Source organism: Halomonas sp. DP1Y21-3 (assembly GCF_019801245.1).
GTDB classification, from domain to species: Bacteria; Pseudomonadota; Gammaproteobacteria; order Pseudomonadales; family Halomonadaceae; genus Halomonas; species Halomonas litopenaei.
In genome coordinates this window covers 205,699-222,224 of record NZ_JAHVJM010000001.1, presented here as the reverse complement: position 1 = coordinate 222,224, position 16,526 = coordinate 205,699, and the positions used below count along the sequence as shown (strand labels likewise).

The following is a 16,526-nucleotide window of genomic DNA, read 5'->3' as shown; positions in this document are numbered from 1 at the left end:
GACGCCAGGTGGTGCCTGCTCAGAGGTCGTCGTGATGAATCGTCTATGGAAGCTCGTGGACAACCTCGAGAACTGGCTGTGCCAGCTGTTGCTGGTGACCTTCGTGGCGCTGCTGTTTGCCCAGATCATGCTGCGCAACCTGTTCAGCTATTCGCTGCCCTGGGCCGATGAGCTGGCTACCTACGCCTTCGTCTGGTTCGCCTACCTGGGGGCGGTCTACGCCGCCAAGAAGTCGGCCCATAACCGTGTCACCTTCCAGTTCCGTTTCTTCCCGCGCTGGGTGGAGGTGGCCTGCGGTGCGCTGACCGACCTGATCTGGATCGCCTTCAACCTGGTCTTCATCTGGCTCAGTTACGACTTCGTGTTCAACAAGATGAACACCTTCTGGAAGTCCCAGACTCTGGGCATCCCGATGAAGGTGTTCTACCTGATCCTGCCGCTGGCCTTCGTGCTGATGACCCTGCGCATCCTGCAGAACAACTACCTGCGCTTCGTCAAGCATCGCGAGCCCGTCGATCCCGAGGCCGAGGCCATCGCCGAGGCCAAGTCCTCGACGCTGTCGTCATCCAACGAGAAGGGAGACTGATCCATGGAGACGACCATCATCTACGTGCTGTTCGGCGTGTTCTTTCTGCTGCTGGTGCTGGGCGCGCCGATCACGGTGTCGCTGGGGGTGGCCGCGCTTGCCACCTATCTGTCGCTGGGGGAGAACCCCATGGCCTTCGTGCAGATCGCCTTCACCTCGGTGGGGTCCTTTCCGCTGATGGCGCTGCCGGCTTTTATTCTCGCCGGGGCCTTGATGGAAGCCGCCGGCATCTCGCGACGCCTGGTGGATATCGCCGAGGCCTTCGCCGGGCCGGTCACCGGCGGTCTCGCCGCCGCGACGGTGTTCGCCTGCATGTTCTTCGGCGCGATTTCAGGCTCAGGGCCCGCCACCACCGCGGCGGTGGGCATGCTGATGATCCCGGCCATGGCCAACCGCGGCTATGATCGCGGCTATGGCTCTGCCATCACGGCGTCCTCCGGTGGCCTCGGCGTGGTGATTCCACCGTCCATTCCCATGGTCATCTTTGGTATCTCGGGGATGGGTCTGCAGCCACCGGCGGAGGCCGTGGCCGCGCACGGCGCCTTCCAGACGCTGTCGATTCCGAAGCTGTTCATCGCCGGCATTCTGCCCGGCATGGTGATCGCTGGCTGCCTGTTGACCGTCAACTACATCATCTCGCGCCGGCGCGGTTACAGCGGGCTGAGCGACAGCTGGTCCTGGGACACCATCGCCAGGAGTCTGAAGCGTGGCGTGTGGTCGATCCTGGCGCCGCTGATCATCCTCGGCGGTATCTACAGCGGCCTGTTTACGCCCACCGAGTCGGCCATCGTGGCCATCGCCTACACCCTGATCGTCGGCATCTTCCTGCACCGCGAGCTCAAGTGGAAGCCTACGCTCAAGACTCTGGAGACCACCACCTGGATCACCGGACGGGTGCTGTTGATCCTGTTCACCGCCACGGTATTCGGCCGCTTGCTGGTCGAACAGCGGGTGCCGGCGGTGATCGCCGAGGGCATGCTGGGACTGACCGATAACCTGTACTTGATCTGGGCCATGGTTATCGCATTTCTGCTTTTTGTCGGCATGTTCATGGAAACCCTGGCGGCTATCATGATCCTGACGCCGGTATTGCTGCCGATCATGTACATGCTGGGCATGGACCCGGTGCACGTCGGTATCGTCGTCGTCTGTGCCCTGGCCATCGGCTTCCAGACGCCGCCCCTGGGGGAGAACCTGTTCGTGGCCTCGGGCATTGGCGGCGCCTCCATCGAGGAGATATCGATCAAGGCGCTGCCGTTTGCCGCAAGCTCGGTGTTCGCGCTGTTCGTGATCGCCTACTTCCCGGAAATATCGCTGTGGCTACCCCGTATGCTGGGGTATTGATTGCGCACCGTCAGCGCACCGCAAAAAAGGCCGGGTGTCTTCGCATGTCGCGGCGACCCGGCCTCTCGCCAAGGAGTCACGCCATGCCTGTTTCGATCTCGCGTCTTCTCTGTTGCCTGGGGCTGAAGGACGATTGCCGCCAGGTGCTTGCCCACACCCTGACGCTGGCCAAGGCCACCGGGGCCGAGGTTCACGTGCTGCATGCGGTCAAGTCGTTGTCCGATGACGTCATGCATACCCTCAAGGCCAACATCGGTGAACGCGCCACCCTGGATGGCTTGATGGAGCAGCGCCTGCGTCTGGCGCGAGAGCGTCTGGACGAATTTGTCGAGGCCTTCTGGCAAGAGCACGAAGCGAACCTGCCTGGGCGCGAGGTGGTGGCCGCCAAGTCGGTGCTGGAGGGTTACCCGGCATCGGAGATTACCCGCTACGCCGTGCGCCATGACTGCGACATGATCATCATGGCCACCAACAAGCGCGGCTTCGCCTCGTCCTATGCAGGCCGGGTGACCAAGGGCGTGATCAAGCGTGCCAGTGTGCCGGTGGTGGTGGTGCCACCGATGTAGCCACGAAGAACGTCAGTCTGGCTGGCCGAGCGTGTCCTGACCCGATCGGTCAGTCAGCGTACCTTGGCAATGCGTTCATGCGTTCATGCGTTCGTATGCTCAGTGGTCGAAGGTATCCTGCAGCTGCCCGGCGATACGCCGCATCAAGGGCGCCCACTCCATCAGCGAGTCGATGCTGTGGCGCAGCCGGGGCGCGTGGATCGCCAGCGTCGCCTGGATGCGCCCGGTCTGGTCGTACACCGGCACGGCGATGGCCACCATGCCCTGGATGAACTCCTCGTTGTCGGTGCTCAGCTCCTTTTCGGCGATGTCCGCCAGGCGTCGCTCCAGCTCGTCTGCTTCGGTGGCGGTGTAGGGGGTATAGGCCTCCAGCGGCAGGTGCTTGAGCAGCTGGCGGCGCTGGGCCGGCCCCATCAGCGCCAGAAACATCTTGCCGCTGGCGGTGCAGTGCAGCGGAAGACGTGAGCCCGGCGGCAGCTGTATGCGTACCGGCCAGTTGGTCTCCACCCGTTCGTAGTAGAGCACCTCGTGACCTTCGAGCAGGGTCAGGTTGCAGGTTTCGTTGACCTCTTCGGCCAGGCGCTTGAGCAGCATACGGCGCGGCGCCTTGAGGCTTTCGTTGGCGAGCACGCCCATGGCCATACGGTGCAGTCGTTCGCCGGGAAGCAGATGCCGTCCTTCCACGTCGCGCACGATCAGGTCCTGTTCCTCGAGTTGCTTGAGCAGGCGATGCAGGGTGGGCTTGGGAATGTCGAGCTGACGCTCCAGGTCCGAGGCGCTGACGCCGTGGATCGAGGTGGCGATGGTTTCCAGCAGTACCAGGCCTCGTTGCAGCGTCGAATTGGTCGTGGTCCGAGTGCTTGCTGTAGACATACGCGATCCTTGACGACGGAAAATGGTGGCAGGCACTCATGATAACGCGGCAAGCCCGGTGAGGCTTGCCGCGTGCTCCTGCTTGCCTGTCGGTGTTACAGGTTCACCAGCATCAGTGACAGCGCCGGCCACATCGAGATCGCGATCCAGCAACTGATCAGCGCGATGAAGTAGGGGATGACGAACTTCACCAGGCGCAGGTAGGGGATCCCAGTGATGCTCGAGGCCACGTAGAGGTTGAGGCCGAAGGGCGGGGTGACGAAGCCGATGGCGGCACCGACCAGGAAGATCACCGCGAAGTGGATCGGGTCGACCCCGGCGTTCTGGGCGATGGGCGCCAGGATCGGTGCCAGGATGATGGTCACCGGCAGGCTCTCGAGGATCATCCCGGCCAGCAGGATCATCAGCATGCAGGCCCCCAGGATCACATAGTAGTTTCCCAGGCCACTGAGCAGGTCCTGCAGCGCCTGGCCCGCGCCCAGCACCGACAGCAGTTGCTGCATCACCACCGAGATCGCGATCAACGGCGCCAGCATGCCGGCGATCTGGCCCGAGCGCAGCATGATCGAGGGCAGCGCGGTGAAGCGAATCTCGCGGGTGATCAGTAGCCCCGCGATCAGGGTGAAGCCCACGGTGATGGCGGCGGCCTCGGTGGGCGAGAACTTGCCCGAATAGATGCCGTAGATCACCACCCCGATGGTGGCGAAGCCGAGATAGGCGCGCCTGGCAAAACGTGCGCTTTCACCCGCCTTGAACGGAATCAGGGTGCCCCAGCCGTGACGTCGCGCCACCAGGTGGCAGGCCGCCATCATGCCGAACACCATCATCGCCCCGGGGATCATGCCGGCGATGAACAGGTCGCTGATCGACAGGTTCATCATGAAGCCGTAGACGATAAAGATGATCGACGGCGGGATGATGATGCCGACCGTTCCGCCGGAGGCGGCGGTGGCGGCGGAAAAGCGCTCGTCGTAGCCGTTCTTGACCATCTCCGGCTGCATGATCGAGCCGATGGTGGCGGTGGTGCCGGCGTTGGATCCGGAGATCGCCGCGAACAGGCCGCAGGCGCCGAGGGTGGCCATGCCCATGCCGCCACGCAGCCAGCCCAGTACCGAATAGGCGAAGTCGGACAGTCGCTTGGCGATGCCGGCGGCGTTGATCAAGTCGCCGGTCAGGATGAACAGCGGCAGGGCCAGCAGGCCGAAGAAGCTCAGGCCCTGGAACAGGGTGACCCCGATATTGGCCAGGGTGAAGTCGATGATCAGGCTGGTGCCGACCACCCACAGGCCGATCACCAGGAAGATCGGTACCCCCAGCAGAAAGATGGTGGTGCAGCCCGCGGTGACCAGGCCGATAAGCATGCCGTCGGTCATGACGTCTCTCCTAGTCCATGATGGACGGTTGCAGGTTGAACGGCTCACGGCGCCGGAAGCGCGCGATGTCGCTGGCCAGGTTCTGCAGTACCCGGAAGATGATCAGGGCCCAGGCCAGCGGTGTGGCGAGGTAGAACCACCACTGCATCACGTTGTCGGTGCCCGGCACGATGGCGAAGTTCATGTGCGCCAGTTCCACCTGGGCGATGGTGAAGTGGATGACCAGGGCGCCGAAGCCGATCCACAGCACGGCGTCGAGTACCTGGCAGGCGAACTGACCGGCGTAGGGCAGGCGCATGCGAATCTCGTTGAGCGACAGGTGGGTGCGCTGCTTGACGTTGAGCGAGGCGCCGAACCAGGTCAGCCACAGAAACAGCAGCACCGGAATGCTGGTGCTCCAGGGCGCCTGCAGGCTGAAGAAGAAGCGGCGGATGACCTCGACGAAGATGATGCCCGCCATGCCGCTGTAGGAGATCAGGATGATCACCTTTTCCAGATTGGCGTCGAGCCACTTGATCGGCGCCAGCCAGGCGGGGGTCGGCCGATCGGCGACGTCGTTCGACGTCGCCTGGGCCGCGGTGGCCTTGTGATCGGTCATTACGCCCTCCACCAGCGCTTCGGCGCCACGTTGACCGCCGCCATCTCACGCGGGATCTCCCGGGCGATGGTGTGGATTTCCTTGTAGATGTCGACGTCGCCGGCCCAGGCATTGAGCCGCTCGCGCCACTGCTCCCAGGGCTCTGGGTTGAACTCCGGGGCGCATAGCTGCTCGGCCTGGGCACGGATCTCGTCGGATAGCGGGGCCACCCGCACGTTGTTCTCGGCGAACACGGTGCCGGCGGCGGGGTGTTCGGTGGCGCCGACGATCTGGTAGCGGCCGGCCTCGTTCATGCCCTGGGTGAAGATCTGGGCGGCGTAGGCCGACTCCATCACCTGATCCTGCAGCTCGGCATCCAGCGCCTCGAACTTCGACAGGTTCATGGCGGTGTGCTCGGTACCGGCGAAGAAGCGCAGGTCGACCGCCTGGGACACCACCGGCGCCATGCCGGCGTAAGCCACCGCGCTCATCCAGGTCTCGGCGCCGTCCAGCAGGCCCTGGCGCAGGCCGTCCAGGGTCTCTTCCCAGGCCACCGGGACCGGGTTGAGGCCAAGCTGTTCCATGGCGATGCGGCCAAGCTGGGTGCCGGTGACGCGGTTCTTGGTGCCCTGCAGCACCTCGAGGCTGTCCACCAGCGGCTTGTCGGCCCAGCTCTGGCCCATCATCAGCCCGCGCAGGTCGCAGTGGGTGAACAGGAACTGCAGGTTGTGGCGCTGGCGCATCGGCTCGCGCAGCAGGGCCTCGCTGCGAGGGTCGTAGAAGAAGTGAAACATCGAGGCGACGCTCGGGAACATGTAGGCGAAGTCCAGCACGTTCAGGTAGGGCGCGCCGCCGGCGGAATTCTGGGTCGAGGCCGAGAAGATGTCGACGATGCCCTGCTGGGCCTTGCTGACGCAATCGAGCTGGTTGCAGACCTCGTTGGAGCCCATGAACTCGACGCGGATGGCGCCGTTGGTGCGCTCCTCGACGTCACGGGCGAAGAACAGCTGCCCGGACTTCTGGATATCGAGATTGCGCTCGTTGAAGCCCGAGGCGCCAAAGCGCAGCTGGAACTTGGGTTCGGTCTGATAGCGGCGTTGCTGCTCGGCGTCGGCGGCTCGGGCCAGGCTCGAGGCGGTGAGGCCAGCACCCAGACCACTGGCGGCCAGCAGCGTGGAGGTCATGCCGAAGCGACCCGAGATATTCAGGAAGTCGCGGCGCGACACGTCTGATGAGAAGAGGCGTGAACTCATGGAAGGCTCCCAGTCTTGTGTTTGGTGTAGGGATGCAGGGGAGTGCCGGGGCGTTCGCGCTTGGCGATCGTCGCCTGGCACCGGGCCCGACAAAGGGCCTTGACCACACCTTAGAAGTCTCTCGGGAATAGATCAATAAAAATGAGTTTTTTTGTCTCGATATTGATATTTTGAGAAAATTGTCTAGCATCAATTGAGACAAAACGTCTCGATTGAGTGAGCGACATGACAACCACAACACCACCGCCAGAGGCTTTCGACTACATCATCGTGGGGGCGGGCTCCGCCGGCTGCGTGCTGGCCAACCGCCTGAGCGAGGACCCCGAGGTGTCGGTACTGCTGCTCGAGGCCGGCGGGTCCGACTGGAATCCGTGGATCCACGTGCCCGTGGGCTACTTCAAGACCATGCACAATCCGGCCACCGACTGGTGCTACCTCACCGATCCCGACGAGGGCATCGACGGTCGCCGGCTGCAGTGGCCCAGGGGCAAGGTGCTGGGAGGGTCAAGCTCGCTCAATGGGCTTCTGTACATCCGCGGTCAGCGCGAGGACTACGACGATTGGGCGCAGCTTGGCAATGACGGCTGGGACTATGACTCGGTGCTGCCCTACTTCAAGAAGTCGGAGTGCCAGGAGCGAGGCGCCGATGACTACCACGGCGCCGACGGGCCCTTGAAGGTCTCGGATCTGCGCCTGCGCCGCGAGATCGCCGAACGCTTTATCGAGGCGGCCAAGGCCTCGGGAATTCCCGAGAACCGCGACGTCAACGGGGCCAGCCAGGAAGGCGTGGGCTACTTCCAGCAGACCTCCTACAAGGGCTTTCGCTGCTCGACCGCCAAGGCGTTTCTGCGTCCGGCGCTCAAGCGGTCCAATCTCACCCTGGTCAAGCGAGCCCACTGTCAGCGGCTGCTGCTGGAGGGCAAGCGCGTGGTCGGGGTCGAGTACCGCCAGGGGCAGAGCACCCATCGGGCAAGCGCCAGGCTCGAGGTGCTGCTGTCCAGCGGCGCCATCGGCTCGCCGCAGATCCTGCAGTGCTCCGGCATCGGGGACCCCGACCACCTGGCCGAGGTCGGCGTCGACTGCCACCACGCACTACCGGGCGTCGGCGAGAACCTGCAGGACCATCTGCAGATCCGGCTGGTGTTCAAGACCTCCTGTCGCACCCTCAACGACGAGGTGCGTCATCCGCTGAGAAAGCTGGCGGTAGGCACCCAGTACGCCCTGACCCGCACCGGACCGCTGACCCTGGCGGCCAGCCAGGTGTGCATCTTCACCCAGTCGCGGGAGGGCCTGGATCGCCCGGATATCCAGTTCCATATGCAGCCGCTGTCGGCGGACAAGCCGGCCGAAGGGGTGCATCCGTTCTCGGCCTTCACCTCCTCGGTGTGCCAGTTGCGTCCGACCAGCCGGGGGCGTATTCGCATCACCAGCGCCGACCCCGCCGTCTACCCCTCGATCCAGCCCAACTATCTGAGCACCGAAGAAGACTGCCGCGTGGCGGTGGACGCCATCAAGGTGGCGCGACGCATCGCCGAGCAGGCACCGCTTGCCGAGGTGATCACCGATGAATACGTGCCGGGGCGGGAGTATCAGAGCGACGAGCAATTGCTCGAGGCCGCCCGGCGCTACAGTCAGACCATCTACCACCCGGCGGGCACCTGCAAGATGGGCCACGACGACCTGGCGGTGGTCGATGACCGACTGCGGGTGCACGGTCTCGAGGGCCTGAGGGTGGTGGACGCCTCGATCATGCCGATCATCGTCTCGGGCAACACCAACGCCCCGACCATCATGATCGCCGAACGCGCGGCGGACATGATCAAGGCCGATCGCCGTGCCCAGGCGCGCGTCGCCTGACGTGCAGCGCTGGAATCTCGACGGCGGATCGATGCCATCGGGGCCTGGCCTTACTCGAGGCCGCGCTCTGGCCCTAACGTCGCGACAGCGGGCTGGGCCAGGATCAAATCAATAGCGCGTCATCGGCTGACCCGCTGAGCGCGACCCCTGCTACGCGAACAACGAATAAACGAGAGGACGCCCATGTCCCAGCCAACGACACACGCCAAGCCCGAGACGCCCGTGACCGGATGGCGTCGCCATCTGGAGCCCGCCCGGGAGCGCATGCCGGGGGTGCTGATCTGCATCACCATTGCCCTGGCCACCACCTTTATCGCCGATCACTACGGTGGCCCGACCCTGCTCTACGCACTGCTGTTCGGCATGACCCTGCACTTTCTCAGCGAGCAGGGCCCTTGCCTGGTGGGGGTGGAGTTTGCCGCCCGCACCATCCTCAGGCTGGGTGTTGCCCTGCTGGGTGTACGCATCACCCTGGAGCAGGTGGCGGAACTCGGGATCGGCCCGGTGGTGACGGTGGTCGCCGGGGTGGTGCTGACCATTCTGGCGGGAAGCGTGCTGGCGCGACTGCTGGGGCTGAAAAATGACCTGGGGCTGCTGACCGGCGGGTCGGTGGCGATCTGCGGCGCCTCGGCGGCGCTGGCACTGTCTGCGGCGATGCCGCGCAACGAGATCGCCGAGCGCAATACCATCCTGACCGTGGTTGGCGTGACGACGCTGTCCACCGCCGCCATGGTGCTCTACCCGCTGCTGGTCGGCGCGCTGGAACTGACCGACACCCAGGCCGGCATCTTTCTTGGTGGCACCATCCATGACGTCGCCCAGGTGGTCGGTGCCGGCTATATGATCTCCGACGAGACCGGCGACATCTCAACCTTCGTCAAGCTGTTGCGGGTCGCCATGCTGGTGCCGGCGGTGATGGTGTTCATGCTGCTGTTTCGCCGCGCCCGTGGCGGTGAAGGCGGCAAGGTGCCGATGTTCCCGAGCTTCCTGGTGGCCTTCGTGGTGCTGGTGCTGATCAACAGCCTTGGTGTGATCCCCCAGGTGATGGTCGAGGGCATGACCGACCTGTCGCGCTGGTGCCTGGTCACCGCCATCGCCGCACTCGGTATCAAGACCTCCTTCCAGAAGCTCGCCGTGGTCGGCTGGAAGCCCGTCATCCTGATGGTCGCCGAGACCGTCTTCCTGCTTGGGCTGGTGCTGGTGTGCCTGTATACCGGCATCGCCGAGTGGTAGCGAGCGGTCCCGGGCCAAAGCCCACACAAATGCCAAGGCCCCGGTACTCCCGGGGCCTCGGCGTTTCTGACGGTCTGTGGCGCTGTGCTGGTCGTTACTGACCGGCCTGGATCGCGGTCAGCGCAATCGTATAGACGATATCCTCCACCAGGGCGCCCCTGGACAGGTCGTTGACCGGCTTGTTGAGGCCTTGAAGCATGGGGCCGATGCTGACCACCCGGGCGCTGCGCTGGACCGCCTTGTAGGTGGTGTTGCCGGTGTTCAGGTCGGGGAACACGAACACCGTGGCGCGGCCGGCCACCGGGGACTCCGGTGCCTTCTGCCGGGCCACGCTGGCGATGGCCGCAGCGTCGTACTGCAGCGGGCCGTCGATGGCCAGGTGCGGCGCCCGTTGCCTGGCGATGCGGGTGGCCTCGCGGACCTTGTCTACGTCGGCGCCGCTGCCGGACTCGCCGGTGGAGTAGCTGATCATGGCGACCCGCGGCTCGATGCCGAAGGCCTCGGCGCTGGTGGCGCTCTGCAGGGCGATCTCGGCCAGCGCCTCGGCGTCGGGGTCGGGGTTGACCGCGCAGTCACCGTAGACCACCACCTGGTCGGGCAGCAGCATGAAGAACACCGACGACACCTGGCCGTAGCCTGGGGCGGTCTTGATCAGCTGAAAGGCCGGGCGCACGGTGTTGGCGGTGGTATGCACGGCGCCGGAGACCAGGCCATCGACCTCGCCTTCGGCGAGCATCATGGTACCCAGCACCACGCTGTCATGAAGCTGGGCCTCGGCGGTCAGCGGGGTCAGCTTGCCACGCCGGCGCTCGACCATGGGTGCGACAAAGCGACCACGCTCGGCGTCCGGGTCGAGGATCTGCAGGTCGTCGGGCAGTTCAAGGCCACGCGCCTTGGCCACCTCGAGGATGGCGCGACGCTTGCCCAGTAGCACGCAGTTGGCGATGCCACGACGCTGGCACAGGATGGCCGCTTCCAGGGTGCGTGGCTCGTCGCCTTCGGGCAGCACGATTCGCCGACGCTTGTGCTGGGCCATGCTGACCAGTTGATGGCGGAAGGCCGCCGGTGACAGGCGGCGCTGGGCGTCGTCGTGAATCAGTGCCAGCAGCCAGTCACGATCCAGGTGATCGGCGACGAAGGCGCAGATGGCCTCGGCGCGCTCGTGATCATCCACCGGAATGCCGCCGGACATCTCGGTAAGCCGGGCCACGGTGGCGTAGCTGTCGGTGTCCACCGAGAGTACCGGCAGCCCCGAGGCCAGCGCCGGGCGACAGACGTCGATCAGCTGCTGGCTGGGTGACTCGCCGTGGGTCAGCAGGAGGCCCGCCAGGGGCACGCCATTCATGGTGGCCAGGGCCGCCGCCAGCAGGGTGTCGTCGCGGTCCCCGGGGGACACGATCAGCTCGCCGGGACGCAGGGCGTAGAGCAGGTGCTCGGCGCTGCGGGCCCCCAGCGTCGAGTGGGCGACGCGGCGGCGATCGGCCTCGCCGTGGTGCAGGATCCTGGCATCGAGGGCACGGGCCACGTCTACCACTCGCGGTGCGGTAAGGGAGGCCCGGTAGGGCACCGCCGCGACCACCGGCAGGGTCAGATCGGCGCCGCTGGCGAGCTGCTGCTGCCAGTGCTGGCGGTGGGCGCGGGCCTCGACCTCGCTGACCGAGGCCAGGGTCTGGTCGATGGCCGAGCCGTCGCCGTCCCCCGGCAGTCGCATCAGCATGGCGCCCAGGGTGCGCACCGAACCCACCGCGTCGATGCTCTGGCGATGGAACTGCAACTGCTTGGCCAGCTCCTGGGGATCGGCGATCTGGCCATCGGCGACCAGTACCACCTGGGCGTCGAGGGCACTGGCCAGGCGCACGTTGAGGTCGAAGGCGTAGGCGTTTCGCGGCAGTGGACGAACGCCCTCCACCACGATCAGCGCCGGTGCCTTGCCGGTGGCAGGGCGGGCGACGCGGGCGTGACGCTCCACGGCGAGTTCCAGCAGACCATCGCGATCGTCGCGGCCGAGATACTGCTCCAGTGTCTGGCGCGAGATCGGACGCGGCGAACCTATGCCCAGGGTACTGGCCACCAGCGAGCGGGCGCGTTCGTCGTTGTCACTTGCCTGCTCGCCACCTTCGGACTGGCTGAAGGGCTGCAGAAAACCCGCGTCCAGCCCTAGCGTATCCAGCGCACGAAGCAGGCCGAGGCCGGCGGAGGTGAGGGCGACGCCGTCGTCGATGGGGATCAGCAGCAGCGTGCGGGACTGGGTGCTCACAGAACCTCCTCGAGCTTTGGCGTGGACGTCAGGCTCGCGATCAATTCCCGGGTCTGGCTGGCGATATAGCCTTCTTCGTCGGTGGGGATGACGCGGATCTCCGGCGCCGAGCTGGCGCCTCGGTCGTGGATCTGGCCTTCCTCGCCACGCGGGAGGCTCTCGTTGGCGTCAGCGTCCAGGCGCACACCGAGGGCCTCCAGGTGGCCCAGGGTCCGGGCGCGCACCAGGGCAGAGTTTTCGCCGATGCCGCCGGTGAAGGCGATGCCGTCGATCCGGGGCAGGGCACAGGCCAGGCCCGCCAAGGACTTGGCCAGGCGGTAGCAGAACACTTCGATGGCCAGGCTCGCGCCGGCGTGACCTTCACTGGCGGCCTGTTCGAGCTCACGCATGTCGTTGGTCAGCTCGGACAGCCCCAGCAGTCCGCTCTTCTGGTTGAGCAACTGATCGACGCCCTCCAGCGACATGCCTAGCTGGCGCGCCAGGTGCAGGTGCAGGCCGGGGTCGACGTCACCGCTGCGGGTGCCCATCACCAGGCCTTCCAGCGGGGTCATGCCCATGCTGGTGTCCAGGCTCCTGCCGGCCCATACCGCAGTGGCGGAGCAGCCATTGCCCAGGTGGGCGATCAGCCAGCCGCCTTCACCACGGGCGCTGACTTCTGTCAGGCGTCCGGTCACGTAGGCATGGCTCGAGCCGTGGAAGCCGTAGCGACGGATGCCGTGTCGGCTGTAGAGCTCTTCGGGGATGGCGTAGCGGTAGGCGTGGGGCGGCAGGGTCTGGTGGAAGGCGGTATCGAACACCGCCACCTGAGGCAGATCCTCGAACAGCCGGCGCGTGGCGACGATACCGTCGAGGTTGGCCGGATTGTGCAAGGGAGCCAGGCTGATGGTCTGGCGAATGGTGCGCACCACGGCGTCGTCGAGCAGGGTAGCGGCGGTGAAGCGCTCGCCGCCGTGTACCACCCGGTGGCCGATACCGATGGGCCGGTGGACGTCAAGGTGCTCGAGGATGGTCTTGAGCGCCAGGGCGTGGGTCGCTCGGGGAAGCGAGACCTCGCGGGCGCTGCCGTGTTCGTCTACAAGCTTGAGGCGAGCCTCGTGGCTACCCAGGCGCTCGGCGATACCGGACAGTCGGGGAGCGTCGGGGGCCTGATCGACCAGCGCGAACTTGATCGAAGAGGAGCCGCAGTTGATCACCAGAATCGGGGCTTTCATGCCATCTCCAGAAAAGACGCCTTGGTGAGGCGAGAATGCGTGGGATGGCGGCGAATCTAGCACCGCCCCGGGGCGCGAATAACTGGCCTGGGGAGGTAGTCGAACGGCTTTGCTGGTGGATCCGACGAAGCCGTGATGAGCGTCAAGTGCATGAATCTTCGAGTTAGACTTTTGTCTAACTTTGTGCGGCAGAACTGGGACCAGGCGTACAAGACGTGCATCCCCGGGCAGTCGAACGCTGCCCGGGGATGCGCCGGGGAGTGGCTTGTCTCAGACTTCCTTGTAGAGCTCCGCGCCTTGTTCACGGAAGGCCCGGGCGCGCTCCTCCATGCCGGCCATGACGGCGTCGCCGTCACCCTCCAGGCCGTTGTCGCGGGCGTAGTCGCGGACCTCCTGGCTGATCTTCATGGAACAGAACTTGGGGCCGCACATGGAGCAGAAGTGGGCCACCTTGGCGGAGTCCTTGGGCAGCGTCTCGTCGTGATAGGCGCGGGCGGTGTCAGGGTCGAGGCCCAGGTTGAACTGGTCCTCCCAGCGGAACTCGAAACGCGCCTTGGACAGGGCGTTGTCGCGGCGCTGGGCGCCGGGATGCCCCTTGGCCAGGTCGGCGGCGTGGGCGGCAATCTTGTAGGTGATGATGCCGGTCTTGACGTCGTCCTTGTCGGGCAGGCCCAGGTGCTCCTTGGGGGTGACGTAGCACAGCATGGCGCAGCCATACCAGCCGATCATCGCCGCTCCGATGCCCGAGGTGATGTGGTCGTAGCCCGGGGCGATATCGGTCACCAGTGGCCCAAGGGTATAGAAGGGCGCCTCGTCGCAGTACTCGAGCTGCTTGTCCATGTTCTCCTTGACCAGGTGCATGGGCACGTGGCCGGGGCCTTCGATCATCACCTGGACGTCGTGCTTCCAGGCGATATGGGTCAGCTCACCCAGGGTCTTGAGCTCCGCCATCTGGGCCTCGTCGTTGGCGTCGGCCACCGAGCCCGGGCGCAGGCCATCGCCCAGCGAGAAGGCCACGTCGTACTGCTTGCAGATCTCGCAGATTTCCTCGAAGTGGGTGTAGAGGAAGCTTTCCTGGTGATGGTAAAGGCACCACTTGGCCATGATCGAGCCACCGCGGGAGACGATGCCGGTGACCCGGTTGGCGGTCAGCGGTACGTAGCGCAGCAGCACGCCTGCGTGGATGGTGAAGTAGTCCACGCCCTGTTCGGCCTGCTCGATCAGGGTGTCGCGGAACACCTCCCAGGTGAGGTCCTCGGCCACGCCCTTGACCTTCTCCAGCGCCTGATAGAGCGGCACCGTGCCGATCGGTACCGGCGAGTTGCGGATGATCCACTCACGGGTTTCGTGGATGTTCTGGCCAGTGGACAGATCCATGATGGTATCGGCGCCCCAGCGGATGCCCCAGGTCATCTTCTCGACCTCTTGCTCGATGGAGGAGGTCACCGCCGAGTTGCCCAGATTGCCATTGATCTTCACCAGGAAGTTGCGCCCGATGATCATCGGCTCGGCTTCCGGGTGGTTGATGTTGGCGGGGATGATGGCGCGCCCGGCGGCGACTTCCTGGCGCACGAACTCGGGGGTGATCTCCTCTGGCAGACGGGCGCCGAAGCCCTGCCCGGGATGCTGGTGGCCAAGGATGCGCTCGACCTCGTCGCTGCCTCGATAGCCATCGGCCAGGGCCTGACGGCGCTGATTCTCGCGGATGGCGATGAACTCCATCTCCGGGGTGATGATGCCGCGCCGGGCATAGTGCAGCTGGGTGACATTGCCGGCGCTGCCGTCGGCGCCACGACGTGCCCGACGCGGCGTGCGGGTCAGTTCGAAGCGCAGCGGGGCGAGTGTCGGGTCGTTGGCACGTCGGCGACCGTAGTCCGAGGTCGGGCCATCGAGCCATTCGGTGTCGTCGCGCTCCTCGATCCAGGGCCGGCGCAATTCGGCAAGCCCGCGACGCAGGTCGACCTCGACCTGGGGATCGGTGTAGGGGCCAGAGGTGTCGTAGACCAAGAGCGGCGGATTGGCCTCGTCGGCCCCGGAAGTGCGGGTCGCCGACAGCGAAATCTCGCGAAACGGCACCCGCAGGTCGTCGCGGGAGCCCTTTACATAGACCTTGCGCGAACCCGGCAGGGGCGTAACCGCGGCCTGGTCGACCTGGGCGGTCTCGGCCAGGAAGTGCGCACTATGGCGGGGTTTGTTTGCGGAAACGGGTTGATCGAGTGGCATTGGCTTGTCCTTCTCACGGCACTGGGTGCTGGCGTTGTTGTGTGCATCGCGTGAGGAAGGAGGGGGCGTCGTGGCCTGGGCCGTGAGCGCTTGATCCCTACGCTGGTCCTCACCGCGATGCCATGGCATCGGGGTTACCCCCAGATCAGGTTCAACGGGTCCCATGCGCTGCATGATCTCAGCCGCCTCTGGCGGCCCCCCGTCAAGCGTGGTGCTGATTGTGTTAGTCGCTTAGATCGAGCCCCATCTGCCAGAAGTCGATCTCGAGTCGTGTCGCGTCGGCGAAGATCCGTGACAGTCGCGCGAAGCGCTCGCCGGATACCTGGGCAAGCTGATCGTCGAGCCAGGCTTGCTCCTGGCGCGCTGCGGCCTGGAAGTCGTCGCTTTCGTACATGGCGATCCAGGCGTCGAAGGGGTTGTCGGCACCGCGCAGGGTGTCCGGGCGGGCGTTGAGGTTTCGTGCGATATCGGCGTAGCCGACCATGCAGGGGGCCAGCGCCACGTGCAGGTCCAGGAGGTCGCCGCGGCTGCCGGCGTCCAGCACGTAGCGGGTATAGGCCAGGGTAGCGCGGGCTTCGGGCAGCTCACTGAGTTCGGCCTCGCCGATGCCCCAGTCGCGGCAGAAGGCGAGATGCAGGCCGAGTTCCACGTCGAGGATGGTCTTCATGCCGTCGAAGGCGCCGCGCAGCTCGTCGAGGCTGTGGCTCTTGTAGGCCGCCAGGGCGTAGGCCCGGGAGAACTGCAGCAGAAACAGATAGTCCTGCTTGAGGTAGTGACGGAAGCTCGCGTCGGCCAGTTCACCACGGCCAAGGGCGAGCACGAAGTCGTGTGCGATGTAGGCGTGCCAGTCATCGCGGCAGGCGTCGACAAGATCGGTAAAGCGGTAGCCCATGTTGCCTCCGGTTGGTGCGGATCCGGAGGGCGGCGGCAAAGGACACGGCGACGAGAAAGGAGGGAGGTGCGCGCGCAGGGGCTGGCACCACCGCCTGATTCCCTACGCCGGTTCAAGGTGTGAAGCCACACCGCACCCGGATCAGGTTCCACGGGATCGGCGCTGGCGGCCGGTGATTCGTCACCCTGGCCCTGCGCCATCTCAGCCGGATTCACCGGCACCCCGTCAAGCGAGTCTGGATCGAGTCTAGCATGACGTCGAAGGGAGTCCACCTCGGCTTG

Annotated in this window: 13 protein-coding genes and 2 riboswitches; of the genes, 5 read left to right on the top strand and 8 right to left on the bottom strand. The window is 65.5% G+C overall.

The window, feature by feature from the left end:
* Positions 1-34 precede the first annotated feature (34 nt).
* From KUV74_RS00855 to KUV74_RS00845, 3 genes are all read left to right on the top strand, one after another.
* Positions 35-586 carry a TRAP transporter small permease gene (locus KUV74_RS00855; RefSeq protein WP_222515403.1) on the top strand — a complete coding sequence of 184 codons (552 nt, stop codon included), beginning with the start codon at positions 35-37 and terminating at the stop codon, positions 584-586.
* 3 nt (positions 587-589) lie between these two features.
* A complete protein-coding gene (locus tag KUV74_RS00850) occupies positions 590-1,930 on the top strand; it encodes a TRAP transporter large permease (RefSeq protein WP_108131566.1) in 1,341 nt (446 codons plus the stop codon).
* An 83-nt stretch (positions 1,931-2,013) separates the two neighbouring features.
* Positions 2,014-2,496 (top strand): universal stress protein, encoded by a 483-nt coding sequence (locus KUV74_RS00845; RefSeq protein ID WP_045991948.1) that lies wholly within the window; start codon positions 2,014-2,016, stop codon positions 2,494-2,496.
* 99 nt (positions 2,497-2,595) lie between these two features.
* On the opposite strand, the gene KUV74_RS00840 is transcribed toward KUV74_RS00845, so the two are convergent.
* The 4 genes from KUV74_RS00840 to KUV74_RS00825 form a co-directional block, all read right to left on the bottom strand.
* Complete coding sequence (locus KUV74_RS00840; RefSeq protein ID WP_045991949.1) at positions 2,596-3,369, bottom strand: IclR family transcriptional regulator; 774 nt, start codon at positions 3,367-3,369, stop codon at positions 2,596-2,598.
* A 95-nt stretch (positions 3,370-3,464) separates the two neighbouring features.
* Positions 3,465-4,742: a TRAP transporter large permease gene (locus KUV74_RS00835; RefSeq protein ID WP_045991950.1), complete on the bottom strand. Its 1,278-nt coding sequence runs from the start codon at positions 4,740-4,742 to the stop codon at positions 3,465-3,467.
* A 10-nt stretch (positions 4,743-4,752) separates the two neighbouring features.
* On the bottom strand, positions 4,753-5,340 hold the full coding sequence (locus tag KUV74_RS00830) for a TRAP transporter small permease (RefSeq protein ID WP_083970277.1): 588 nt from the start codon (positions 5,338-5,340) through the stop codon (positions 4,753-4,755).
* Positions 5,340-6,572: a TRAP transporter substrate-binding protein gene (locus tag KUV74_RS00825; RefSeq protein ID WP_197037057.1), complete on the bottom strand. Its 1,233-nt coding sequence runs from the start codon at positions 6,570-6,572 to the stop codon at positions 5,340-5,342. The genes KUV74_RS00830 and KUV74_RS00825 overlap by 1 nt, the downstream gene beginning before the upstream one ends.
* 225 nt (positions 6,573-6,797) lie before the next feature.
* Between KUV74_RS00825 and KUV74_RS00820 the strand changes: the two genes are divergently transcribed.
* A complete protein-coding gene (locus tag KUV74_RS00820; protein ID WP_222515402.1) occupies positions 6,798-8,429 on the top strand; it encodes a GMC family oxidoreductase in 1,632 nt (543 codons plus the stop codon).
* Positions 8,430-8,612: 183 nt separating this feature from the next.
* Entirely contained in the window at positions 8,613-9,662 is a 1,050-nt protein-coding gene (locus tag KUV74_RS00815) for a YeiH family protein (RefSeq protein ID WP_253029110.1), read from the top strand.
* 94 nt (positions 9,663-9,756) lie between these two features.
* Here KUV74_RS00815 and pta read toward each other — a convergent pair whose 3' ends face one another.
* The 4 genes from pta to tenA form a co-directional block, all read right to left on the bottom strand.
* A complete protein-coding gene (gene pta, locus KUV74_RS00810; RefSeq protein WP_222515401.1) occupies positions 9,757-11,919 on the bottom strand; it encodes a phosphate acetyltransferase in 2,163 nt (720 codons plus the stop codon).
* Positions 11,916-13,130, bottom strand: coding sequence for an acetate/propionate family kinase (locus KUV74_RS00805; RefSeq protein WP_222515400.1), 1,215 nt, complete (start codon positions 13,128-13,130; stop codon positions 11,916-11,918). Before KUV74_RS00805 ends, pta begins: the two co-directional genes overlap by 4 nt.
* Positions 13,131-13,400: 270 nt before the next feature.
* Positions 13,401-15,353 (bottom strand): phosphomethylpyrimidine synthase ThiC, encoded by a 1,953-nt coding sequence (gene thiC, locus KUV74_RS00800; RefSeq protein WP_261394996.1) that lies wholly within the window; start codon positions 15,351-15,353, stop codon positions 13,401-13,403.
* Positions 15,354-15,430: 77 nt separating this feature from the next.
* Positions 15,431-15,565, bottom strand: a riboswitch (TPP riboswitch).
* An 11-nt stretch (positions 15,566-15,576) separates the two neighbouring features.
* On the bottom strand, positions 15,577-16,245 hold the full coding sequence (gene tenA, locus KUV74_RS00795) for a thiaminase II (RefSeq protein WP_222515399.1): 669 nt from the start codon (positions 16,243-16,245) through the stop codon (positions 15,577-15,579).
* Between the two features lie 81 nt (positions 16,246-16,326).
* Positions 16,327-16,480: riboswitch (TPP riboswitch) on the bottom strand.
* Between the last annotated feature and the right edge of the window lie 46 nt (positions 16,481-16,526).